21 protein-coding genes and 1 pseudogene are annotated in these 23,907 nt (G+C 66.3%); 17 read left to right on the top strand and 5 right to left on the bottom strand.

What is annotated here, in order from left to right:
* Window positions 1-5 precede the first annotated feature (5 nt).
* Window positions 6-1,667: a cell wall metabolism sensor histidine kinase WalK gene (locus E3T19_RS02970; RefSeq protein ID WP_088455146.1), complete on the top strand. Its 1,662-nt coding sequence runs from the start codon at window positions 6-8 to the stop codon at window positions 1,665-1,667.
* 31 nt (window positions 1,668-1,698) lie between these two features.
* On the top strand, window positions 1,699-2,877 hold the full coding sequence (locus E3T19_RS02965) for a GGDEF domain-containing protein (protein ID WP_088455147.1): 1,179 nt from the start codon (window positions 1,699-1,701) through the stop codon (window positions 2,875-2,877).
* 22 nt (window positions 2,878-2,899) lie between these two features.
* Here the strand turns inward: E3T19_RS02965 and E3T19_RS02960 are convergent, their stop codons facing one another.
* Window positions 2,900-3,499: a hypothetical protein gene (locus tag E3T19_RS02960; RefSeq protein ID WP_088457849.1), complete on the bottom strand. Its 600-nt coding sequence runs from the start codon at window positions 3,497-3,499 to the stop codon at window positions 2,900-2,902.
* Window positions 3,500-3,618: 119 nt separating this feature from the next.
* Between E3T19_RS02960 and E3T19_RS02955 the strand changes: the two genes are divergently transcribed.
* Both E3T19_RS02955 and E3T19_RS02950 read left to right on the top strand, forming a co-directional pair.
* Window positions 3,619-5,052: a glycosyltransferase gene (locus E3T19_RS02955; protein WP_240632360.1), complete on the top strand. Its 1,434-nt coding sequence runs from the start codon at window positions 3,619-3,621 to the stop codon at window positions 5,050-5,052.
* Window positions 5,049-5,411, top strand: coding sequence for a hypothetical protein (locus tag E3T19_RS02950; protein WP_134408096.1), 363 nt, complete (start codon window positions 5,049-5,051; stop codon window positions 5,409-5,411). The genes E3T19_RS02955 and E3T19_RS02950 overlap by 4 nt, the downstream gene beginning before the upstream one ends.
* Before the next feature lie 110 nt (window positions 5,412-5,521).
* On the opposite strand, the gene E3T19_RS02945 is transcribed toward E3T19_RS02950, so the two are convergent.
* Both E3T19_RS02945 and E3T19_RS02940 read right to left on the bottom strand, forming a co-directional pair.
* On the bottom strand, window positions 5,522-6,508 hold the full coding sequence (locus E3T19_RS02945; protein WP_174776698.1) for a response regulator transcription factor: 987 nt from the start codon (window positions 6,506-6,508) through the stop codon (window positions 5,522-5,524).
* Window positions 6,509-6,570: 62 nt separating this feature from the next.
* On the bottom strand, window positions 6,571-7,566 hold the full coding sequence (locus E3T19_RS02940; protein ID WP_134408095.1) for a glycoside hydrolase family 6 protein: 996 nt from the start codon (window positions 7,564-7,566) through the stop codon (window positions 6,571-6,573).
* A 90-nt stretch (window positions 7,567-7,656) separates the two neighbouring features.
* On the opposite strand from E3T19_RS02940, the gene E3T19_RS02935 reads away from it, so the two are divergent.
* The 12 genes from E3T19_RS02935 to E3T19_RS02880 all read left to right on the top strand — a co-directional run bounded on the left by E3T19_RS02935 (window position 7,657) and on the right by E3T19_RS02880 (window position 22,988).
* Window positions 7,657-9,132 carry a malate:quinone oxidoreductase gene (locus E3T19_RS02935; RefSeq protein WP_134408094.1) on the top strand — a complete coding sequence of 492 codons (1,476 nt, stop codon included), beginning with the start codon at window positions 7,657-7,659 and terminating at the stop codon, window positions 9,130-9,132.
* A gap of 231 nt (window positions 9,133-9,363) precedes the next feature.
* Entirely contained in the window at window positions 9,364-10,440 is a 1,077-nt protein-coding gene (locus E3T19_RS02930; RefSeq protein ID WP_134408093.1) for an Rv2578c family radical SAM protein, read from the top strand.
* Window positions 10,441-10,523: 83 nt separating this feature from the next.
* Window positions 10,524-11,855: a sensor histidine kinase gene (locus tag E3T19_RS02925; protein ID WP_134408092.1), complete on the top strand. Its 1,332-nt coding sequence runs from the start codon at window positions 10,524-10,526 to the stop codon at window positions 11,853-11,855.
* Window positions 11,852-13,189 carry a hypothetical protein gene (locus tag E3T19_RS02920; RefSeq protein ID WP_088455153.1) on the top strand — a complete coding sequence of 446 codons (1,338 nt, stop codon included), beginning with the start codon at window positions 11,852-11,854 and terminating at the stop codon, window positions 13,187-13,189. Before E3T19_RS02925 ends, E3T19_RS02920 begins: the two co-directional genes overlap by 4 nt.
* Before the next feature lie 51 nt (window positions 13,190-13,240).
* Window positions 13,241-13,963, top strand: coding sequence for a thymidine kinase (locus E3T19_RS02915; RefSeq protein ID WP_088455154.1), 723 nt, complete (start codon window positions 13,241-13,243; stop codon window positions 13,961-13,963).
* A gap of 70 nt (window positions 13,964-14,033) precedes the next feature.
* Window positions 14,034-14,684, top strand: coding sequence for a response regulator transcription factor (locus E3T19_RS02910; RefSeq protein ID WP_134408091.1), 651 nt, complete (start codon window positions 14,034-14,036; stop codon window positions 14,682-14,684).
* The gene (locus E3T19_RS19540; protein ID WP_134408090.1) at window positions 14,681-17,065 is read left to right on the top strand and encodes an ATP-binding protein; all 2,385 of its coding nucleotides are present in this window, start codon (window positions 14,681-14,683) and stop codon (window positions 17,063-17,065) included. The genes E3T19_RS02910 and E3T19_RS19540 overlap by 4 nt, the downstream gene beginning before the upstream one ends.
* 177 nt (window positions 17,066-17,242) lie before the next feature.
* Window positions 17,243-18,685: a polysaccharide biosynthesis tyrosine autokinase gene (locus tag E3T19_RS02900; protein WP_134408089.1), complete on the top strand. Its 1,443-nt coding sequence runs from the start codon at window positions 17,243-17,245 to the stop codon at window positions 18,683-18,685.
* Window positions 18,685-19,293, top strand: a complete 609-nt coding sequence (locus E3T19_RS02895; protein WP_134408088.1) for a low molecular weight phosphatase family protein — start codon at window positions 18,685-18,687, stop codon at window positions 19,291-19,293. Before E3T19_RS02900 ends, E3T19_RS02895 begins: the two co-directional genes overlap by 1 nt.
* 9 nt (window positions 19,294-19,302) lie before the next feature.
* On the top strand, window positions 19,303-20,286 hold the full coding sequence (locus tag E3T19_RS02890; protein ID WP_134408087.1) for a hypothetical protein: 984 nt from the start codon (window positions 19,303-19,305) through the stop codon (window positions 20,284-20,286).
* Between the two features lie 41 nt (window positions 20,287-20,327).
* Window positions 20,328-21,725, top strand: a complete 1,398-nt coding sequence (locus tag E3T19_RS02885; RefSeq protein WP_241979973.1) for a sugar transferase — start codon at window positions 20,328-20,330, stop codon at window positions 21,723-21,725.
* A gap of 144 nt (window positions 21,726-21,869) precedes the next feature.
* On the top strand, window positions 21,870-22,988 hold the full coding sequence (locus tag E3T19_RS02880; protein WP_166788777.1) for a glycosyltransferase: 1,119 nt from the start codon (window positions 21,870-21,872) through the stop codon (window positions 22,986-22,988).
* Here E3T19_RS02880 and E3T19_RS19490 read toward each other — a convergent pair.
* Both E3T19_RS19490 and E3T19_RS19485 read right to left on the bottom strand, forming a co-directional pair.
* Window positions 22,985-23,098, bottom strand: a complete 114-nt coding sequence (locus E3T19_RS19490; protein WP_255578474.1) for a hypothetical protein — start codon at window positions 23,096-23,098, stop codon at window positions 22,985-22,987. The genes E3T19_RS02880 and E3T19_RS19490 overlap by 4 nt on opposite strands.
* Window positions 23,099-23,253: 155 nt before the next feature.
* Window positions 23,254-23,403: pseudogene (locus E3T19_RS19485) on the bottom strand (ATP-binding protein); the annotation flags it as partial.
* 264 nt (window positions 23,404-23,667) lie between these two features.
* Here E3T19_RS19485 and E3T19_RS02870 point away from each other — a divergent pair.
* Window positions 23,668-23,907 (top strand): leucine zipper domain-containing protein (locus E3T19_RS02870; protein ID WP_166788776.1); only part of this gene is annotated, 240 nt, incomplete at its 3' end.

Raw genomic sequence — 23,907 nt, 5'->3', positions numbered from 1 at the left:
GCAGTATGGTCGAGCAGAGTTTGAGGTTGCCGCACGTCGGCGTGCGGGAGCGCGTTGAGCGGTCCGTTTTCCTCTCCCAGCTGCTCCTGGCCGCGGCTACCCTGCTGCTCGTCGCGGTCACGGTCGCCAAGGACGCGTCCATGTTCGTGGAGCCGCTCTACTTCCTCGGCGTCATGGTCATCTTCGCTACCACCGGACTGGCCGCCGCCGTGCCCTGGCGCCGGCTGCCCAAGATCTGGATCATCGTCCTGCCACTGCTCGACATCGTCGGGCTCACCCTGGCGCGCGAGGCGCAGCCGCAGCTCGGCGTCAGCTTCCTGCTGGTGTTCCCGGTGATCTGGCTGTCGACCCACTTCGGTCAGGCCGGCGCCGCCGGCAGTGTCATCTTCGCCAGCGTGCTGCTCTGGGCCGGCCTGCCGTTGAAGCTCTTCACCGACCCGAACAACGCCACCGGCTATGCCACCTCGCAGGCGCCGCTGCTGGCCGTCGTGACGATCATGCTCGCGTTCGTGGCCTCCGTCACCTACACCACCAACCGGCGAGCGCTGGCCCAGCGGGTGCTGCTCACCCAACAGGCCGGTCTGTTCGAGGCGGCCCTGCAGCGCTCCCGGCGCCAGGAGCAGACCCTCGACGAGATCTTCAACACCGTCGACTTCGGTGTGGTCGGCTACGACAGCGACGGACGGGTCAACTTCGTCAACCGGGCCCAGCGGTCTATGCTGACCCGGTTCGGCGTCAGCGACGGCATCGGCCTGGCCACCATCGTCTACAAGGAGGACGGTGTCACGCCCTTCGACGGTCCCGACCGGCCCACCCAGCGCGCCATCCGCGGTGAAACCGTTGACAGGGTCACGGTGTGGCTGGGTTCCCCCGACCAGCCGCAGGCCGCCGTGCTCGTGTCGGCCCGGCCCATCCACGACCACACCGGCCGGTACGACGGCGGCGTGATCGTGACCCGCGACGTCACCGCCGAGGTGCGGGCCGTGCAGGCAAGGGACGACCTCGTCGCCTCGGTCTCCCACGAGCTGCGCACCCCGCTCACCTCGATCCTGGGCTACCTCGAACTCGCTCTCGACGACGAGACGATCGACCCCGACACCCGTCGGATGCTCGAGATCGCGTCGAAGAACTCCGACCGGCTCCTCGAAATCGTCTCCGGCCTGCTCACCGCGGCCAGCGAGTCCAAAGAGGGTTTGGCGCTCACCGTCGCGCCCTGCGACCTGTCGGCGATCATCACGGAGGCCGTCGAGTCGGCCGAGCCGCTCGCCGCGCAACGCGGCATCCGGTTCGAACTGGCCGAGCTGGCGCCGATCACGGTCACCGCGGATGCCTTTCGGCTGCGCCAGGTGATTGACAACATCTTCTCCAACGCGATCAAGTACAACGTGGAGTCCGGCAAGGTCAGCGTCGAGGTGCTGGAGGTGTCCTGCGGCATCGAGGTGCGCGTCGCCGACACCGGCCGGGGCATGAGCGAAGACGAACAGGGCAACCTCTTCGACAGGTTTTACCGGGCCGACTCGGTGCGGGGCTCCAGCGTGCACGGCACGGGACTGGGCCTGAGCATCAGCCGGGACATCATGCGCGAACACGGCGGCGATCTGCGCCTGGAGTCGACCAAAGGCAAGGGGACGACGGCAATCGCCACGCTCCCGGTAAACAGAGGTTGAGCGTGGCACGCCGCGCTCAACGGGGGACAACATGCACCTAGACGGACCCACCCTGCAGATGATCAGTGGGTTGATCACGATCCTGTGCGGGGTCTCATTCATCTTCAACACCGCGCTGAACCGCAACGACCCGCCGGGCCGTTTGTGGAGCCTCGCGTTCGTGGCGGGCATCATGGTGGCCGTCGGTTACGGCGTCTACATCGTCAGCGCCGAGGCATGGTGGTCGATCACGTTCGCCAACGTGTCCCTGGTCATCGCCGTCGGCGCGCTCTGGTCGGGCAGCAGGGTCTACAACGGCCGCGGCTCCGGCTTCGCCGTGGTGGGGGGCCTGGCCCTGGTCGTGGGCGTCATCAGCCTCCTCCCCGGCGCTGACGGCGGCGAGTGGGCCGGGGCTGCCCCGCTCTGGCTCGTCGTGGCGCTGATGGGCGCCTTGGGTGGCACCGAGGCCCTGCGCGGCCGTCTCCGCCGCAACGTCAACGGGCGGATCTTCGCGCTCGTGCTCTTCGTCGTCGCCCTCTTCTACTCCGGCCGCGCCATCGTCTTCACCGTGGACGGCGTCGACAGCGCCACCTTCATCACCTTTTTCAACTCGGGCACCACCTCGATCCTCAACATGGCGCTCATCGTGACGACCTGCGTCGCCACGTCGATCCTGCGCGCGGAGCGGGTTGGCAGCAACGCCGTCGGCGACATCACCGTGGGCATCCATTCGGCCGCGGGCGTGCTGTCCGGCACCGCGTTCCAGCAGGCCGCCACCGACCATCTGCAGCGGGCCGAACGGGCCGAGCTGGGCCTGGCCCTGATCGGCGCGGACATCGACAACCTCCCCGAGATCAACACGGCGTTCGGGCGCGTCACCGGTGACGAGGCCATCGCCCGCTTTGCGGACACCCTCCGCGGCAGCGCGCCACTATTGGCGCAGATCGGACACCCGGCTGCCGGCCGCTTCTACGTGCTGGCTGCCGTCGGATCCGCGACCGAGGCTCTCACCATCGTGCAGCGGATGCAGAACGCCCTCGTCGACGGACCGATGGGGGAGTCCTACAAAATCCGGCTCACCGCGAGCTTCGGCATCGCGGACACCTTCGACCACGGGTACGACCTCGCGGCCCTCACCGCCGCGTCCGGCCGGGCCATCGACGTGGTCAAGCGCCGCGGCGGCAACGACATCGCCGTGACCACCGAAGCCGCCGTCACCCGGGAACCCTAACCTCGAAACAGCCGGCGGCGGCCTAGGGCACGATCGCGACGGTGATCTGGTCGCTGGCGGTCTGCTTCGCGAACGAGGCCGAGGTGGGCGTGGTCTGGATGAGCAGCTCGTAGGTGAACGACAGTGTGACGCTGGTGGCCGTCGGGTCGAGGGCCGACAGCACGTAGGTCTGTCCGTAGCTGTACGGCGCCTTCATGAGGTAGCCGGGCACTATGGTGGTCTGGTCCACGAAGGGTGCGGGCGGCTCCAGCGCGCCCGTGGGCCCGGTGACGGCCGTAATGACGGTCATCTTGGACAGGAACACGTCCTGGCCGTCGTCGGTGCCGAGCGTGGCGCTGAGGGAGAGGCTCACGGGCTTGTTCGCGCCCGCGGTCCACTCGCCCATGTTCAGGCTCGAGGAGTAGTCCACGGTGAGAGCCGCATCCCCGGCCGTGATCTGGTGCCGGGTCGATCCCGTGGCCAAATCGTTCTCGATCGCCGTGATGGTGGCTTTGGCCTTCGGGGTCGCGGATGGGCTCGCCTCGAGGCCGGCCCAGGGGGCCTGACCGCAGGCGGCGAGAGTAATCGTGAGGCCGGCCGCACAGGCCAGCGCCGCAAGGCGGGTACGGGTTGACGTCGTCATGGGATCCCCCGGGGGTGCACTGGTGCGCGCGGCTGGTGCGCTGGTCTTGAGCATATCTTGTGAAAACCTTGCCCCCGACCGGGGGTCAGACCGTGTTTTGCCCTGACACAGTGGGGACTGTGAATGACAGCAACAACGCCACCCAGACCGCGCCCAGCCCGGATGCCCACGCCAACGAGTTCAATTCGATGGTGGCGGGCCTGCCGACGTACCGGTCCACCGTGGGCTGCATCGTTCCCGCGTACAACGAGGCCGACTCCATCGCCGGCGTGCTCGACTCGCTGCTGGCCCAGACCCGGCTGCCCGACGTCATCCACGTGGTGGTCAACAACACCACCGACGACACCGTGAAGATCGCCAGCCAGTACGCCGGCCCGCACGAGGTCGTCACCGACGGGGTGATGCAGTTCACCGAGGTGTTCGTGCACGACATCGGGGTCAACCCCGACAAGAAGGTCGGCGCGCTCAACTACGGCTTCTCACTCATCGAGGGCTGCGATTTCCTGCTCGGCGTCGACGGCGACACCACAGCGGCGCCGAACGCCGTCGAGCAGCTCGAGGCCGAGATCGCCTCGGACACCCGCGTCGGCGGCATCTCCGCGATCTACAGCATCGACGACACCGTGATCCAGGGCCTCGTCCCCAGCTTCCTCATCGCCGGCCAGCGCGCCCAGTTCGCCGCGTTCAACATGCAGAACATGCTGCGCGGCCGCAACATGGCCGTGCTCGGCGGCCAGTTCTCGATCTTCTCCATCAAGGCCCTGCGCGAGGTCATGGTCGACAGCCACCAGGCCACCCCGTGGGTCAAGGACAGCGAGGTGGAGGACTCCCTGCTCTCGCTGCAGATCAAGAGCGCCGGCTACCTCACCAAGATCAGCGCCCAGGCCCGCGCCAACGTGGGCGGCATGACCACGCTGCGCGGCCTGGATGCCCAGCAGGTCAAGTGGAACTTCGGCGCCATCGAGCTCATGTGGCCCGGTCAGCGCGGCGACACCAAGGGGCAGCCGTTCCACCCCAACCTGCGCCTGCGCTGGCTCGAGAACTTCTCGATGATCGTCAACGTCATCACCCGGGTGATGTTCTTCATCCTGCTGTTCGCTTCGCTGTCGATCGACGCGTTCGTGTTCAGCCCGATCTGGCTGATCCCGCCGGTCATCGCCATCCTGCTCAACTTCCGCACCGCCATGTCGATGAAGAGCCGCACCTGGAAGGACATCGTCTTCGCAATCGGGTTCCTCCCCGCCGAGATCTACATGTGGGTGCGGATCGGCCACTTCGTGCGCGCCTGGACCAAATTCGCCAGCAACAAGCAGGTCGACAACTGGGCCGAGCAGGCCAAGGCCGAGCGCGGCTCCGGCAACGCCTACCTGGTACCCCTCCTAGTGGGACTCGCCGCGGCGGCCGCGATGGTGTTCATCTGGTTGCAGCTACCCATCATGGTCCAGTCCACCATCCTGTGGATCGGATGGCCGATCCTTGGAGTGACCACAGTGCTGCAGACTTTGACTATGTTCTTCACACTGATCAAGCGCCACCGCGGCTACCGGGTGTGAGCGCCCACATCGAGGCCCTCGCCCTGCGCAAACTGCTCGCCCAGATGGGCGGCGACCAGAATATGCAGCGCCGCTTTGTGCACGACTTCGTGCACCTGTGGCACAGCCGGTCCAAGCGGCTGGCCGTGGCGCTGACCCAGCGATTCCCGGATGCCGAGGAAGCCCACGTGGTGTTGCTGAGCATCCGCTCGAGCAGCACCATGGTGGGGGCGGTCACGGTGGAGGCCACCGCCGCGATGATGCACGACGCCCTGCGCGACGGCGATATCGCGGGTTCGGTGAGTCACATGACCAGGCTCAACGAGGTCGGCGAGCTGGCCTGCTCCGACCTGGCCGCCATGTTCGCCCTGCAGCGCTAAGCCCCCGCCCGCCTCGTCTGTCGAGCTTGTCGAGACCCCGCGACGTGCCTACAAGACGCGCCCATCCCGTCGGTCGAGCCTGTCGAGACCCCGCGACCCGAAAGCGACCCCTAGTACGAGTCGCGCCCGGCCTGATCCGACGCCGCCAGCCGGTAGCCCACGCCGCGCACGGTCTCCAGCCAGCGCGGGGCGGTGAGGCTGTCACCGAGCTTGCGCCGCAGGTTGCTCAGGTGCGCCTCGACGGCACGCTTGTCGGCCTCGTTCACGTAGTACGACGTCACGTAGCTCTCGCCGCGCAGCAGCAGCGCCAGGTCGGCCTTGCTGCGCACCCGCCGCTTCGACTCGAGCAGTGCGGCCAGCAGGTCGAACTCGGTGCGGGTCAGGTCCAGCTCAGTGGTGCCGAGCATGGCCAGGCGCATGTCGTTGCTCAGCCGCAGCCCGTTGTGCTCGATCCAGTCGTCGGCGCGTGCGTCACTGCTGGCGGATTCGGCGGTGCCGGCCTGGGGAAGCGGCACGGTCGCGACGTGCTGCCCGCTCATCGCAACCGGGGCCAGGCTCGGCGGCAGGTCGGCCGCCGGGGGAGCGGGCGCGGTGACCGGCGGAACGTACGCGGGGGTGTACTCGGGTTCCGCGGCGAGCTGTGCGCCGGCGGTCGGTGCGAACGCGGGGGCGGCGGGCTCGGTGATGACCTCGGTACCCTCCGGCGGCAGTGCCAGCCGGGGGCGGCGCAGCATGGCGTCGATGCGGGCGCGCAGTTCGCGCGGCCGGAACGGCTTGGTCAGGTAGTCGTCGGCGCCGGACTCCAGGCCCTGCAGCGTGTCGATCTCTTCGTCGCGGGCGGTGAGCATCACGAGGTAGGTGGCGCTGAACGCGCGAATCCGCTTCGCGGTCTCGAACCCGTCCATGCCCGGCATGCTCACGTCGAGCGTGGTGACGATCGGGTCGTACGCGCGAACCGCACGCACCCCGTCGAGCCCGTTGCTCGTGGCGATGGTCTTGAACCCGGCCTGGGTGAGTACGGCTTCAAGCAGATGGCGGATGTCTGCGTCGTCCTCAATAATGACCGCTACCCTGCGTATTTCCCCGGTCGTCGACATACCTGAGTATATTACGCGGGTCGAGCATCCATCAGATAGGCCCGATTCTGCGCGCCGCCCGGCTACCAGCCGGCAGCGGCCGCGAGCTCGAGGGCCCGCTCGTTCCACCATTCGCCGGCGGCCGGACCGCCGTTGCAGGTGCCGTCGCTCTCGCCCGGCTCCTTCACCCACAGATTCGCGTCGCGCAAGGCCCCATCCGTTGTGGCCTCGGGAGTGCCGCCCAAAGCTTGGCCGGCAGGGTTGCACCATTCGCCGTTGCCGCCCCGGCCGTTGCGCGAGGTGTCGACGACGAAGTGGGCCCCGCCGGTGAGCGCGGAGACCGCCTCACCGAAGGCCTGCTCGGCGGCCGAGTCGTTGTAGTTCGAGACGTTGGTCGCGAAACCGCGCACCTGCGCGACGCCGGCGCGGTTGAGCAGATCGGCGGCGGTGGCCGGGGTGAGCCAGTCGGAGTGGCCGGCGTCGAGGTAGACCGTGGCGACCGTGGGCGCGAAAGCGGCCACGCCTTGCTGAATCTGTGCCACCCTCTGCTCCACGTTGCCGCACTCGGTGGCCAGCGCCAGCGCATCCGGTTCGAGAATAACCACGGATGCCTTCAGCGTCAGCGCCGTCGCGATGGAGGCCACCCAGGTGGGATAGTCGGTCTCCGAGAGGCCGCCGGCCGAGAAGTTGCCGCAGTCGCGGTCGGGGATGCCGTAGACCACGAACACCGGCGTCTGCCCGACCTCTTCGGCGGCATCCGCGATGGCGGTGACGTCGGCCTGCACGGTGTTCAGCGGGTACTTCTCCGGCATCAGCCAGATCGCGGTGGGCTGCTCGGCCAGCTTGCCGAGGGTGGCGGCCGCGGCGGAGTCCGGGTCGGCGACCGCGGCGGCGGTGGCAGCCACCTGCGCGGTCGAGTTCGGGTTGGTATAGAAGGAGCGGCCGGCGAGAGGGTTGCCGGCGGCTGCGCTGGTGGCGGTGACCGCGAAGCTGCCGATGAACAGGCCGAGCGCCACGATGGGCGCAGCGAGGGTGATGATGCCCAGGGAAAGGCCGAGACGACTACCGGTCGAGTCCATTTTGCAACCTTATCGCCCGCATCCGGCGTTCGCAGCCGGGGGCTGCTGCGCCCCGGCGGAGCGGCCCGCGCGGCGGGTTAGAGTTAGAGCGTGAATTCAGAAAAGGTCGATGTCGCCCTGATTGGCGGGGGAATCATGAGCGCCACCCTGGCCACCCTGCTCGCCGAACTGCAGCCGGACTGGAACATCCAGGTCTACGAGCGCCTCGGTGAGCTCGCGCAGGAGAGCTCCAACCCGTGGAACAACGCCGGGACCGGCCACGCCGCGCTCTGCGAACTCAACTACATGCCTCAGGCTGCCGACGGCACCGTCACGGCCGAGAAGGCCGTCGCCATCAACGAGCAGTTCCAGATCAGCCGCCAACTCTGGTCGCACCTGGTGGAGACCGGGGTGCTGCCCGAGCCGGAGAAGTTCATCAACTCCACCCCGCACATGACCTTCGTGCACGGCACCGCCAACGTGGACTACCTGCGCAAGCGCATGGCCGTGCTCGCCGATGAGCCGCTGTTCGCCGGGATGGAATACAGCGAAGACCCCGCCGTCATCGAAAAGTGGACCCCGCTGCTGACCAAGAAGCGCGCCGCCAAGCAGAAGATCGCGGCGACCCGCATCGAGTCCGGCACCGACGTGGACTTCGGCGCCCTCACCCGCTACCTGTTCGCCTCGCTCAAGAAGCGCGGCACCGACGTGCACCTCAACCAGCAGGTCACCGCGCTCAAGCAGCTGGATGACGGCTCCTGGAAGCTCAAACTGCTCAGCCTGGTGGGTCGTTACACGAACACCGTCGAGGCCCGCTTTGTCTTTGTCGGTGCCGGCGGCGGCGCCCTCGCGCTGCTGCAGAAGAGCGGCATCCCCGAAATCAAGGGCTTCGGCGGCTTCCCGATCAGCGGTCAGTTCCTGCGCACCAATAACCCCGCCATCGTCAAACAGCACCAGGCCAAGGTCTACGGCAAGGCCGCCGTGGGCGCGCCGCCGATGTCGGTGCCGCACCTCGACACCCGGGTAGTGGATGGCGAGACCTCGCTGCTCTTCGGCCCATTTGCCGGGTTCAGCCCCAAGTTCCTCAAGACCAGCACCTGGTTCGACCTGCCCTTCTCCGTGCGCGCGCACAACCTCGTGCCGATGCTCGCCGTGGCCAAGAACAACTTCGGCCTGATGAAGTACCTGGTCGGCGAGGTCTTTGCCTCCCGCACGGCCAAGCTCAACGCACTGCGCGAGTTCATGCCCACGGCCAAGGCCGAGGACTGGGAGCTGATCACCGCCGGCCAGCGGGTGCAGGTCATGAAGAAGGACGCCAAGGCCGGCGGCATCCTGCAGTTCGGCACCGAGGTCATCACCTCCGCCGACGGCAGCATCGCCGGGCTCCTCGGCGCTTCGCCCGGAGCCTCCACCGCCGCGCCGATCATGGTCGACCTCCTCAAGCGCTGCTTCCCGAGCGAGTACTCCCGCTGGGAGCCGCAGCTGCGCGAGATGGTCCCGAGCCTGGGCACCAAACTCTCCGACGATCCCGCCGCGGCCGCCGCCTCCCTGGCCGCCACCGCCAAGACCCTGCACCTCACCGCGTAGGCGCGGCCGGCCAGCCTGCGCTGCGCCTGCGCCTGCGCCTGCGTCCCGCATCCGCTGCCCGACCGCGAGCTATGCGGGTCAGGCGCCGCTGTGCGGGTGGCGTGCCCCCCGCATAACGGCGCCTACCCCGCATAACGTCAAGACCGGCGGATGCAGCGCCCCGCCGGTTGAGCCACCCCGCATGACACCCACCACCTTGCATCCCACTCGAACATGTGTTCGACTGGATGCATGCGCTGGAGTGGACAGGAACTAACGACCGAGCAGGCCGGCGCGCTGCCCGGCCTGGCCCGGCTGAACAACCTGGTGCGCAGCGTCCGCACCCCCGAGTTCGACGGGATCACCTTCCACGAGGTGCTCGCCAAGTCCGCCCTCAACCGGGTGCCCGGCCAGAGTGCGATGCCCTTCGGCTGGACCATCAACCCGTACCGCGGCTGCTCTCATGCGTGCACCTATTGCTTCGCCCGCCCCACCCACAACTACCTCGACCTCGACGCGGGCAAGGACTTCGACAACGAGATCATCGTGAAGGTCAACGTGGCCGAGGTGCTCAGTAAGGAACTCGCCAAACCCACTTGGGGCAAGCATCCGGTGGCGCTAGGCACCAACACCGACCCCTACCAGCGGGCTGAGGGCCGCTACCGGCTGATGCCCGGCATCATCGCCGCGCTCGCCGACTCCGGCACCCCCTTCTCGATCCTCACCAAGGGCACCCTCCTGCGCCGGGACCTCGACCTGCTCCACGAGGCCAGCCAACAGGTGCCGGTGGACCTCGCCATGTCCATCGCCATCTACGACGACGCCCTGCAGCAGGCCGTCGAGCCGGGCACCCCGAGCACCAAGGCGCGCCTAGCCACGGTCAGCGCAATCCGCGACAAGGGCATGGACTGCTCGGTTTTCCTGATGCCGATCCTGCCGTTCCTCACCGACACGAAGGCGCACCTCGACGAGGCCATGCGCCAGGCCAAGGCCGCCGGCGCCACCGGGGTGCTCTACAGCGCCCTCTACCTCAAGCCCGGGGTCAAGGAGTGGTACTTCCAGTGGCTCGAGCAGGATCATCCCGAGCTCATGCCCCAGTATCGCGAGCTTTACAAACGCGGGACCTACGCGCCCAAGGAGTACCGCCAGTGGTTGGCCGAGCGCATCCAGCCGCTGATCCGCGCGCACGGCCTGCAGCGACGCCGTGAGGACCCGGCGACCGGCGGCATCCTCTCCAAGGCGCTGACCGCGCCCAGCAACCCCAACTCCCCGCCGCCGTCCCTCATCGCCGCCGAACTCCCGCCCGAATTCTCACCCACTCTGTTTTGACCCTCACCGAGCACACACCACCGTCGAACCGGCTGCCCGCCAACCCCCGCACACCTGAGATAATCAGACGCGGAGAGGGCGTAATGTCACTTGGGTTACCCGACCACCTGGTCAAGGCCACGCTCAGCCGTGCCCTCGCCCGGGCGTCGCACTGGTTCGGCCTGGTCTGCCTGGCCGGCGCCCTGCTCTCGGTCCTGGCGCTGAGCGTGTTCCCCGTCACCGAGCGGCTGCAGATCACCGTCGCCGCGATCCTCGGCATGGGCGCCCTGCTGGCGGTCCTCGCCCGCTGGCGCACGGTGCCGCTGACCATCGCCTACCTGCTGGTCGGTGCCCTGTGCACCTACCTGTTCACCAGCGCGGTGCTGGGCATGCCCGGCGTCTTCCCGTCCTCGGACATGTTTCTGATCTCGCTGCCCAAGATGGCCCTGATCATGGTCGGCGGCGCCGGCACCGGCGCGCTCGTCGGCGTGCTGTGGAGCACCCTGGGCTTCCTCCTCGCCGAGGCCGCCGCCACCCTTGCCATCTCGCAGACCCCCGTGCCCGACCGCCCCGACGTGTTCACCGTCGTCACCTATCTGTTCTTGGTCGGCGTAATGCTGCTCGACGGCCTCGCCCGCCGCACCGGACGCGCCGCCCAGCCCGCCATCCACCGCGCCGTGCAAGACGACGAGTCCCGCATCCTGCGCCACGACTTCGACGTGCGCGCCATCGCCCTCATGCACGACACCACCCTCAACCAGCTGGTGTCGGTGGCCCGCGCCAAACCCGGCCCGCTCAGCCGCGGCCTCGAGGCCGGCCTCCGCGAAACCCTGCAGACCCTCGCCGAGCGAGACTGGCTCACCCACGTCGACGAGCGCACCGCCGCCGCGGCGGGCAACGACGGATGGCTGTCCAGCGCCGTGTTCCGCGCCATCGACCGTATGCGCGACCGTGGCCTCGTCGTGGACATCACCGGCGACAAAGAGGCCCTGGCGCGCCTGGACCCGCAGAGCGACACGGAGCTGGGCCTGGCGGTTCAGCAATGCCTGGTCAACGTGCTGCTGCACGCCGGCATCGTCACCGCCGAAGTGGTCATCGACGCCGACGGTCAGAACGTCTCGGTGATGGTGCTCGACGCCGGCCGCGGTTTCATGGAGTCCGAGACCGGCAACGACAGGCTCGGGCTGCGCCAGTCGGTACGCAAACGCATCGAACGGCTCGGCGGCTCCGTGGTGATCTGGTCCCGTCCCGGCGCCGGCACCTCGGTGTTACTCACCCTGCCCGCCCCGCCCATCGTGCCGAGCACCATCGCCGCGGCCGCCGAAGTCGCTGCCGAAACCGCCCCCGCCGCGGCTGCGGCCGCCGCCGAAACCGCCCCCGCCTCGACCACCGAGACCGACCCAGCCACCACCCCCACCGACAAGGCCACCCCGTGACCGCCCATCGCGCCACGCAGCAGCGCCTCGACCCGCTGGGCACCCTCGCCGCCTGGCCGCTGTCGCCAGCGATCGCCTCGATCGTGCTCTGCTACTCGGTGATCGCCACGGTCCTGCAACAGGACCAGATCCGAAACCCCCTGATGGCCACCCTCGCCGTGCTGGCCATGGCCGCCGCCGCGGCCACCCTGGTGATCGGCACCCAACCGGCGCGGTCGCCGTTCGGCCGCCGGATCCACCTGATCATGGCCGGCTTCGCCCTGCTCGGGTACGTCTGCGAGCAGCTCAGCCGGTGGGGCGACAACCTACTCGTCCAAGACGACTTCGGCCCGGTCTGCATCGGTTTCCTCCTCCTGGCGCTGGCCCCCTACCGGCCGTGGCGGGAGATCGCCCTCTCCGGCGCCGTCGCCAGCGTCGTCGCCATCCTGATCACCGTGCCGCAAGCCGGCTCCTATGAAGTGCACGTCCCCGTCGCCGTGTACGCGATCGTCTCGGTCACCCAGATCCTCGCGCCCACCGCCGCCGGCGCCGCGTACTCGCGCCGCATCGTGCGCTCGATCCTGGCCTGGCAGACGGATGCCCGCCGCGCCATCGTCGCCCGCACCGAAGAAGCCCGCGGCCAGATGGCCCGGGCCGTGGTGGAGCAGCAGGTCTCCGCCCTGAAGTCAGGCGTCATCCCGTTCCTCGCCGAGCTCCTCGAGCGTGGCACCGTCACCGCCCTAGACGTGGCGCAGGCCGGCCAGCTCGCCGCCGAGGTTCGCCGCACCCTGGTCGCAGAGATCGACCGCACCTGGCTGGACTCCGTGGCCACCCGGGAACGTGCCGCCCTGGCCGAGCGCGGTACCCCGGGCCTGCTCGTCGTGGCCGACCCCGAGCACCGGGCCACAGCGTTCCGCGCCGAACAGCGTGCCGCCACCGCCGCCCTGATCGGGGCCCTTTGCGCCGCGCCCGGCTTCGACCCGCACAGCCTCGTCGTGCAGATCACCGGCTCGAGCACCCCCACGCCGCCCCGGCCCGCCCCGGCCACCCTCACCGCCCCCAGGCCCACCCTCACCAAAACGGCACCGCCGACATCCGTCGCGGTCGACACCATCACCATCCAGGCCGCCCTCGACCTGCCGCCCCGCAAGGTGCGCGCGCTGCTGCGCCCCTACCTCGGTGTCATCAGGGTGGTCTTCGCCAATGTGCGGGTCACCGTGCGGCGCCCCTCCCTCACCATTGAGTTCGACGGCGCCCGCGACCCGCACCAGGTCGGGCCGCCCCGGGAGGCCCTGGCCACCCCGGCCACCCCCGCCGGGGTTCGCGCCAAGCAACCGCCCCGCCAAGTACGCTGAACCTCAAGAAACAAGACGTACAAGACGTATAAGAGGGCGGTACCGGCGGTAATGGCGAAACTGTATTTCCGATACGGGGCGATGAACAGCGGCAAGAGCACCTCGATGCTCCAGGCCGCCTACAACTATGAGGAGCGCGGCCACCGGGTGTTGCTGGCCAAGCCGTCGGTCGACACCAAGGGCGACCGCGGCATCCTCTCCCGCCTGGGCGTCACCCGCGGCGTCGACTTTCTGCTCACCCCCGAGACGGATGCCTACGCCCTGTTCCAGCAGCACCGGCACGAGACCGAGGCAACCACAGGGCTCGACGTCAGCGCCCTGCTCGTCGACGAGGCACAGTTCCTCACCGAAACCCAGGTCGACGACCTGCTGCGCATCGCGATCCTCGAGAACATCCCGGTGCTCGCCTACGGCATCCGCACCGACTTCCAGACCGTGGCCTTCCCGGGCAGCCGCCGGCTGCTCGAGGTGTCGCACAGCCTCGAAGAACTCAAAACCATCTGTCGGTGCGGTCGCAAGGCCGTCTTCAACGGGCGCAAGGTCGACGGCGCGTTCGTCTTCGACGGCGACCAGGTAGCAATCGACGGCGTCGAGGTGACCTACGAGTCGCTCTGCGGCTCCTGCTACCTCGAGGAGAGCCACGGCGTGCTCAACAACCGACGCCGGGAACCGGCGGAGCGAGGGCGCTCAATCGGCGTGGATTCGCACGAAGCGAGTCCGGCCACCGAGAGCGCCCCAGCTTGCCCCCCGGCAAGTTCCCCATCATCACCCTAGGGAAGCATCCGCGGCGGCAAAAGCCGTCATTTATCAGGGCACTCGATTCCGCACGGCAGAAGAGGCAGATATGCACAGGTTCCGCGTTGCGCTGATCGACGACCACGAGATCGTGGCGCGCGGGTTCGCCGGCCTGTTCGCCACCCTGCCCGAGATCGAGGTGGTGGCCACCGTCGCCACGGTCGCCGAGCTGCTGGCCGAGGTGGGGGAGACCCCGGTCGACCTGGTGATCCTCGACCTGCGCCTCTCCGACGGCTCCACCGTCACCGGCAACGTCGACCGGCTGCGGGCCACCGGCGCGGCCGTGCTCGCGTTCACCGGCGGTGACGACGCGGGTCTCATGCGCGCCGCCGCCCGCAGCGGTGTGCTCGGCGTGGTGCGCAAATCCGAACCCACCGACGTGCTGCTCGACGCGGTCACCCGGGCAGCGGCCGGCGACACCATCGCCTCCACCGAGTGGGCGGCAGCGCTGGATGGCGACCCCGACCTCTCCGATGCCGGCCTGAGCCCCCGCGAGCGGGAGGTGCTCTCGCTCTACGCCGCCGGTGCCAAGGCCCCGCTGGTGGCCTCGCACACCGGACTGTCCGAGCTCACCGTGGTCGACTACATCCGCCGGGTGCGCTCGAAGTACGAGAGGGTCGGCCGGCCGGCGAACACCAAAATCGACCTGTACAAGCGTGCGCTGGAGGACGGCATCCTGCCGGTGCCCGGCCGCTCATGACCGCGCTGACGGGCAGCCCCGGCACGCTGCAGGCCACCGACCCGACCGTCCCGATTCCCATGGTCGCCGAGCGACCGGCCCACACGGCCACCGCCAACCTCACCCGGCTGCTCTGCATCGCCGTGGCGGCCGCGGCCGGCATCTTCGGCCTGCTCTCACTGCCGTCGTTCCTGGCGCAGGCCTGGCCGAACTCCGCGTTGGCTGCGGCCGCCTGGGCCGCGTCGTTCGGCCTGCCGATCGCCCTGGGCCTGACCGCCCGGTGGGGATCGGCGCGCAGCCTGCGGGGCATTGTCGCAGCCGAGGCGCTCAGCTTCGTCGGGATCCTCGGATTCTGGCTCATCGTGCGCAGCACACCGCTGCCCGCCGGCGCCGACATCCCCTGGGTGATCACCTTCACCGGGGTGCCTTGCGTGGCCGTGGCCATCTTCGCCCAGCCCCGCCTGGTGTGGGCGTTCACGGTGCTCACCTCCACGCTCAGCGGTTTTGTGCGCTTCACCACTTCCGCCGAGGCCGACCCGGCCCTCATCGGCCTGGCCGACGGCCTGTACTCCCTGCTGCTGGTCAGCGTGTTCGTCGCGTTCACCCTGGCCGCCCGACGCGCCTCGGCCCGCGTCGACGAGGCCACCCTGCTCACCCGGCAGGCCGAGGCGCACCGGGCCGCGCGGGTGGCCCGCCGGCAGGAGCGACTGAGCATCGACGCGCTGGTGCACGACAGTGTCATTTCCACCCTGCTGATGGCGGGCCTGGGCCGCACCCCGCCGTCCGTGGTTTCCGGCCACGCGTCCAAGACCCTCACCCAGCTCGATGCGCTGCGCGCCCCGCCGCCGCAGCCGGTGCTGCTGGTCTCCGACGCCGCCGCCCGCATCGGCACGCTCGCCAATCAAATCGCCCCGGCTGCCGTGGTGCAGGTCGACAACCCGGCCCGCGCCGGCCAGGAAGCGGGCATCGAACGCACCGTACCGTCGGCGGCCGTGACGGCCATCCTCGGCGCGGTCGGCGAGGCCCTGCGCAACTCGGTCAACTCGGCAGCGGGGCAGGACCCCGCCCGGACGGTGCACCGCCGTGTCACGGTGCTCTCCACCACCGACGGCTTCCAGGTCACCGTCAGCGACGACGGCGTCGGCTTCGACCCGGCCCTGGTGCCGCCCGAGCGGCTGGGCATCGCCGAGTCCATCCTGGGCCGCATGTCCCGGTTGCCCGACGGCGCCGCCCACGTGCGCTCCACCCCAGGCCGCGGCACCGACGTAGTGGTGGCCTGGGCCCCCGACCGCGAGCCCGCGAATCGCGCGCCAATTTACCCAACGCCACCCCAATCGGTCGAGCCTGTCGAGACCCCATCGATCGAGCCCCATCCGTCGGTCGAGCCTGTCGAGACCCCCACCTTCCTCTCCAGCTCCCTCGACCTCACCACCCCCATGGCCCGCCTCATCCTGGCCCTCTTCGTCTTCGTCCACGGCCTGCTCGCCGTCATCAACATCGTCCCCGGCCGGCCGCTGGCCCTGATGCTCGGCGCCTATGTCGCGATCGTGCTCTCCGCCATTACCCTGATGCGCCCCATGAACCGCCCCTTCCCCCGCACGCAGGTGGCCGTGGCCCTCACCCTCAGCGGCGTCGGCGCCATTTTGATGTTCGGCTACCTGCCCGCCCACGACGAGGCTCCGTTCGCGCACTGGCACCTCGGCGCGATCACCCTGATCCTGGTGGTGCTCGCCGCCCGCGGCCAGATCCGGTCGGCCTGGATGGGCTACGCGGTGCTGGCCCTTCTCACGGTGGGCTGGGCGGTCGAGACCGGCCAGTCGGCCATGGTCGGGGTGGACCTGGTCAGTCGGCACGCCGGTACTCTGCTCGCCGGCAGCCTCTTCGTCGTCGGGCTCGGCCGCTCCGAACGTGACCTGCGGGTGCTCACTCAAGACGACCTGGCCCGCGCCCGGCAAGACGCCACCACCGTGGCGGCCATCCGTGAGCGCAAGGCCCAGCTCCGCCGGGTCAACGCCCTCGCCCGGCCCACCCTGCTGCGCCTCGCCGAGCCACACGCCCTCACCGCGGAGGAGCGCGCCCAGTGCCTGCTCGTCGAGGCCAGCCTCCGCGACGCCATCCGCGGCCGCTGCCTGTTCGTGCCCCCGGTCGTCCACGCCGTCCAGGCGGCCCGGCTGCGCGGCGTGGAGGTCACCGTGCTCGACGACAGCGCCGACACCCCGCCCGAGCAGCTCGAGACCCTCGCCCGCACCGTCGCCGACGCGCTCGACACCATCGAACACGGCCGCGTCACCGTACGTGTGCTGCCGGCCGGCCGAGCGGATGTGGCCACCCTCGTGATCGAGTCCGGCACCCACCGCATCCTGGGCGTCGGCCCCGACGGCACCCTGCGCGCCCCTGAGTAGTGCGATTCACCCCCAGAACTAGGCACTTGATCGAGAATTTCTGTCTACGCCGGTGATTCCCTGTGCCTGATTCCTCCCTGCTGAGACAAGCCACCGTTGAGCGATGTGCAAAGATGGCCCTGGGGATAATGCAAACGAGCGGTTCCTCTCGACTAGGCACTTACCGAAGGAACGCGCGTGGAACTAAAGGACTACCTGAGGATTTTCCACAAGAGTTGGATCCTGATTCTGGCTTTGACCCTGTTCGGTGTCGCCGCAGCGGCCGGTTTGTCGATAGCCACGACCCCGACTTACGTGGCCAACACGCAGCTCTACGTCTCCGTTAAGTCCTCCGCCGACGCAGGAAGTGGCGATCTCGTCGCTGGAACTAGTTTCGCCCGCCAAGCCGTCACGTCATATGTCGATGTGGTGAATAGTGCGATCGTTCTAGATCAAGTCATCAGCGACCTTGATCTCGATTTCACTGCAGCCGAACTTGCGGAGATGGTCGAATCTTCGTCACCCTTGAATACGGTCCTCATCGACGTCTCTGTATCGAATAGCGACCCGGTACTAGCCGCCAAGATCGCCAATGCCGTCGGCGAGAACTTCAGCAAAATTGTAGTTGACCAGTTGGAAAAGCCCGACGGCGAGGCCGTCAGTCCTGTAAAGATCGAAACGATTCAGCCTGCGCTCGTTCCAGACTCGCCGGCGAGTCCGAACGTTCCAGTCAACATCCTGTTGGGGCTGCTCGTTGGCTTGGCTCTCGGTATTGGGTTGGCGGTGCTGCGTAGCGTCCTCGACACCCGCATTCACAGCCTTCACGACATAGGCCTCGTCACTGATGCCCCTATGCTGGGCGGCATCACCAATGACCCCGATGCCCGAATTCGACCGCTGGTCGTACATTCTGACCCCAAAAACCCTCGTGCCGAGTCCTTCCGTAGCCTGCGCACCAACCTCCAGTTCGTCAATATCGAGGGCGGGCCCCGCAGCTTTGTCGTAACCAGCTCCATTCCGGGTGAAGGTAAGAGCACGACAACCGCCAACCTCGCTATAGCCTTGGCCGAGACCGGTGCCCGCGTCGCACTGGTCGACGGCGACCTGCGGCTTCCCCGCGTCGCCGACTATATGAGCATCGAGGGTGGGGTTGGTCTGACCGATGTGCTAATCGGCCGAGCGGAACTCTCAGATGTGGTTCAGAAGTGGGGAAAGAACAAGCTGTTTGTTCTTCCTAGCGGCCGCGTACCCCCGAACCCGAGCGAACTGCTTGGTTCGGCCGCCATGGCACACTTGCTCGCCCAGCTCACCGACGAGTTCGATGTGGTGCTTATCGACGCGCCGCCGTTGCTCCTCGTAACGGATGCGGCAGTGCTGAGCAAACTTTGTGGTGGCGCCATCATGGTGGTCGCCTCCGGCAGAACCAAACGCAATGAACTCGCTAGCGCTCTTCAAGCGCTGGAGCGTGCAGGTAGCCGGCTTGTTGGCATGGTCGTCACAATGCTCCCCACCAAAGGCCCCGACTCTTACGGTTACGGCCAGTACAGCTATGGCACCGCACACGAGGAGGAAAATGCCGGCGAGGCTAGCAATTCGACGACGCGACACAGCTTCGGCAGGCCTCGCCGGAGAACTGCGTAGTGGCCGAATTCAAGATTCTCACGGTGTGCTCGGGCAATATCTGCCGATCGCCGCTGGCTGAGCAGCTTTTGCGGGTGGGTTTGACGGCCTACCCCGAGGTCACTTTGGGCAGTGCCGGAACAATCGGCCTGACCGGGCATGCAATGCCATCCGAAGCCGCCGACCTGTCCCGGCACTTCGGGGGAGACCCCTCAGGTCACGTCGCACGGTTGCTCACAGCGGATCATCTACGCGATGCCGACTTGGTCTTCGCCATGTCGAGGGAACACCGGCGCGCCATCGTGGAACTTCTTCCAAAAGCAATTCGTTATACCTTCACCATTCGTGAATTTGCGCGACTTGTAAGAGGGGCTACCGACGAAGACTTGGAGGACGCCGCCGCACTGCCTATTAACGACAACGTTGGGCGTTTCTCCACGCTGGTGGGATTCGCTGCCTCACAGCGCGGGAGCGTCGGACCGCCGGAAGCGTCCGAGGACGATGATGTCGTTGACCCGTACCGGCGCAGCGATGAGGTTTATGCGCAATCTGCCCGTCAGCTTGTGCCTGCCGTGAACGATGTCGTGTCACTGTTTCAAAGATCCGCAAGAGTTCTTCTTCAGCCCTAGGGGGGCACCATGGGCGCACCCAAGCCTCACAACCGCAAGAACCACAACAATCCTGCTCGTCGGCGCCTGCTGGTGATCGCGCTGGCTGTCTTCCTGCTCGTCGATGTTGGGCTGGTGGCATTTGCACTTACAGCGACCAAGCCTGCTTCCAGCGCCGGAACTGTCGCGGCCGTGCCGACGTCTTCCCCGGAGACCGTCGAGCCGGCCGTGACTCCGACGCCAACCGTGGAGCCTGTCGATACTACCCCCACTTTGACCGTCGCCCCCACACGAGTCATCGCGGCTCTAAACGAAACAACTGCATGGCGCGCCCTGACGGGTGCTTGTCCCACTACCGCAGCAGCTCCCGAGATCACAACTGATTCAGGTGTCAATTGGGAGGCTTTCAACGCCGCAACGGAGACTGGCGCCACATCCATTTTGTCGATCGACGTTGTGGACGATGCCGAGGCATCGCTGATCACCCTCGACGACATTGCCTGTGCACCTCAAGTCGTTACGACTTTTGTCGCTGGCGATGCCTGGAGGCTCTACCCGGAGCGCGTGGCGGCAGAGTGGTATATCGACCCATCAACGTCCGGCACTGTGCATACTCCCACTGGAGATGTCGCCGCACCGTGCGCCGCCGTTGCCACGCTCGCTGCATTGGACAATGCCCGAGCGGCCGTTCTTTGCCTCGATGCTTCGGTAGTAACGACCCAAGATGGGGGCTTCTCTTGGTCCGCTCCCTCGTCGATCCCGGGCGCTGCTGCCATCACCGCCACAGCGGGCGGTTATGCAGTGGCCGTGGTCAATCCGACAGGATGTGTCGGGGCTGTACTTGTAAATATTTCCGAGAATGCGGAATTCGACTCCACCGCCAGTGGCACCTGCTTTTCTAGTGCAGTGAACGCGGGTGAAACAGCTTTATCCGCTGCGGATGACGGCACCATTTGGCTGTGGGTTGGCGATTCATTCGCACGCAGTCTTGATGGCGGTGCCTCGTGGGTCTAAAACGTCCGTCTCCAACCTGGCAGCGCTCGTACGCTTCCCGGTTGTTCTTCACCGATCTGGGCATCACTGTGGTGACTGTTCTTGGAAGCCAGATAATGTGGTTTGGCACTCGGCGTTCTGAATTGCGCATCCCCATAGAGAATCTCACCGATTTCACAATCGGGTACACGTTGGTGTCACTCAGCTTGATCGTCTTCTGGATGGTCGCCTTGGAGTTCTACGTCACCCGCGACCACAAGATAATCGGAACCGGCAGCATCGAGTACAAGCGAATACTGGATGCGAGTGCTCGGATATTTGGTCTCACTGCCATCGTCGTGTTCCTACTGAAGGTGGATCTAGCACGCGGTTACTTCCTCACCGCCCTCCCTGTCGGTCTTCTCTTCCTTCTAATCGGGCGCTGGGCCTGGCGGCAGTGGCTCGTCGCTCGACGTCGGGAGGGTCGGTTCGTACACCGTGTCATCGTGGTGGGTGAGAGAGAGAAGAGCTTGCACGTCGTTGAGGGCATTCGGAGGGATGCGGCAGCTGGACTATTCCTTGTCGGCGCAGTTACGGCGAATGGCAGCGTCAAACACGAGCTCGTCGACGGCGTTCCAGTATTGGGTGACTTCGACCAGATACTCCAAGTGATCAACCAGACCGCTGCAGATACTGTGATTTTTGCCGGCGCTGACACATTCGGTCCACGGCGGTTGAGAGAGCTCGGCTGGCAACTGCAGGCACGTAAAGTGGATCTGATTGTGGCGCCAGCATTGACAGATATCGCGGGTCCTCGAATTCACTCTCGTCCGGTCTCGGGTCTTCCGCTAATCCAGGTTGAATTTCCTGCATTCGAAGGTGGAAGGTACGCGGCGAAACGAACTTTCGACATCCTTCTGTCGGGTCTGGGCCTGCTCATCTTGAGCCCACTCGTCCTTTGGATTGTGGTTGCCGTGCGACGGGACAGTAGGGGCCCTGCGCTGTTCTATCAAGAACGTGTTGGACTCAACGGTAACCGCTTTCGCATGATCAAATTTCGCTCGATGGTTACGGACGCAGAGGACAAGCTGCCAAGTCTTCTCGATCAGTCCGATGGAAACTCCGTGTTGTTCAAGCTCAAGGTGGACCCACGGGTAACTAAGGTGGGGCGTTTTATGCGCCGATTCAGCATCGATGAACTTCCACAACTCATCAATGTCTTCCAGGGAACAATGTCTTTGGTCGGGCCGCGCCCGCCACTTGTGAGAGAAGTCGCCCTCTACGATGACTACTCGGAACGAAGACTCCTGGTGAAGCCTGGAATTACGGGTCTTTGGCAGGTGAGTGGGCGGTCTGATCTCTCTTGGGAGGACAGCATCAGACTCGACCTCTACTACGTTGAGAACTGGTCCCTGATCGGCGACGTCATCATCCTTTACCGAACTATCAGAACGGTGGCTCGTCCTTCGGGAGCGTACTGACGGTGTCTCGGTTACTGCTCAAGGGGTGGTGTTGTTACCCGAGTAGTCTAGGGCGTCTTTGTTGTTGATTCGTATTATCGAAGGGCCGTTTTGAAACGGAATTGTGAAAGCCTCCATGCACACCCGAGGGTTCTCTATTTCGTCGTGGAGGAAACAGACTATCCGCGCAACGCCCGCGTGCGTCAGTATCTTTCTTCCAGGGGGGCAGATGTAACCGTCGTAATGAGGCCGCGACGAAAGCAGAAATGGAGGGAGTACGCTGCGATAGCGCGTCTCGGTTTTCATCATCGTTCCGGGTATGACCTTGTTGTGCTTGCCGAGTTTTCTACTAACTCCTTTGTTTTCTCTTGGTTGGTCGCTAAGTCAAATGGCGCACTCCATGCAGTGGATTTTTTCGTGGGCAAATACGAAACGATTGTCGGCGACCGCGGCGCGTACAGTCCAAGGCACCCCCTCGCGCGACTTCTGCGACTTTTGGATCGGGCTGCTTTGTGTAGCGCCGACGTCGCATTCTCAGACACTGAAGTGCGGGCGCATCACTTCGAAGCTCTCAGCGCAAGTAAGACCCCTGTGAGGAGCTTGCCCGTCGGAGCGCCCGCATGGGTAGCGAAGGGCATGGAAAAGGAATCGCTGCCCCGTAATGACCGGGATCTTCACGTCCTCTATTACGGTCATTACATCGACCTTCATGGAGCGGACGTCCTACTCGAAGGGATTATCCAAGCTGCGAAGAGCATTCCGATCAGAGCGACCTTCGTGGGGGAAGGCAACATTAAGTCGTGGATGGTAAACCGCGTGCGGGAGTCCGGTCTTGAGGACCGCATCGGTTTCACCGGATTCGAAGTGCCCGAGGTGCTCATGAGTCGGGTAAGTCAGTGCGATGTCGTCCTGGGTATTTTTGGCTTGTCGCCGAAGGCTGAATCAGTGATTGCGAACAAAGTGTGGCAGGGGCTTTACGCCGGGAAAACAGTGCTTACGAGGCGTTCCAATGCTCTTGACGAGATCTCCTCATTGGCGGGAGACAGACTAATCCAGGTTGAACCCGGAAATCCGGATGCCATTGCGGCAAGCCTTGGGCGCCTTTATCGAGCCCAAACCGCCTCGGAGAGGCCATCGTCCCCGCTTCTATCTGAGGTCCTGGAGCAGTATGTCGTCCAGCAATTCGACGATGCTTTTGCAAGGTGGCCTTTAGAGGGCTTGTTGAGCCGCCCTGAACCTCATGTCGCAGCGTCGGAGCATAAACCTCGAACCACCCTTGACTAGGGCGACTCCCAGAGGGTGTGGTGGATGATCCGGTCCATGATCGCGGCGGCGTGAACACCGGAGCCGAGGTGCTGGCTCCAGTCCTTCTGCGAGTACTCGGTGCAGAACACCGTCGAGGTCTTGGCGTAGCGCCCCTCATCAACTCCGACATGCCGCGGATCGATTCCTTAGGCCGGTCCAGTAACCATTCGTCGATGACGAGAAGGGTGAACGCGGTGTCTTTGCGGAGGACGTGGGCGCGGATCCGGTGCTGGCAGGCGTGTTTGGCGATCGCGCAGCCCAGATACGATTTCCCCGACCCGGTGAACACCTGGAAGACGACGTTCTGCTGCCAGGTCATGAATGAGCAGGTTCCGAGCTGAGTCAGCAACGGCCGGTTCTGACCGCGCTCGTCGAGCAAGTCGATACGGCGCATGCCTGCGTTCGGATATGTCCTTGGCCACTAGGAACTGCCGGCAGGCGGCCAGCAGTAGGGCCCGCTGTCGCCATGGAAACTGCCCACTCATGGCCAGCAGACCTGCCCACGTCGGTGTTGAAGGCATTGGCCATGCACGGTCGTCGGTGGNCTAGCTGTGCTGCCCAGGGACGTTGGTCGAGGTGTGATTCAGCTGTAGACGGGTGAGGACCTCCGGTCGAGAGTGGAGCTGTCTAGTTCTCTCACTGTCGACCAGGAGGCCTCGTGTCCCACGCTAACGCTGCTTTAACTCCGATCCAACGTTCTCGTATCGGGAGGCTCGTCGTCGAGGGCGGCTGGTCCGTCGCCCACGCCGCGCTCTACTTCCACGTCTCGTGGCGGACGGCGAAGCGGTGGTCCGACAGATATGCCGCGATGGGCAGGGCCGGGATGCAGGATCGCTCGTCCCGGCCGCATTCCAGCCCGAATCGGACCCCGCAGCCGCTGGTTCGCAAAGTCGTCCAT

The sequence above is a fragment of the Cryobacterium sp. TMT4-31 genome, from assembly GCF_004403385.1.
GTDB classification, from domain to species: domain Bacteria; phylum Actinomycetota; class Actinomycetes; order Actinomycetales; family Microbacteriaceae; genus Cryobacterium; species Cryobacterium zongtaii.
Note: the sequence above shows the minus strand (reverse complement) of the source record. Positions and strands in the feature narration are given on the sequence as shown.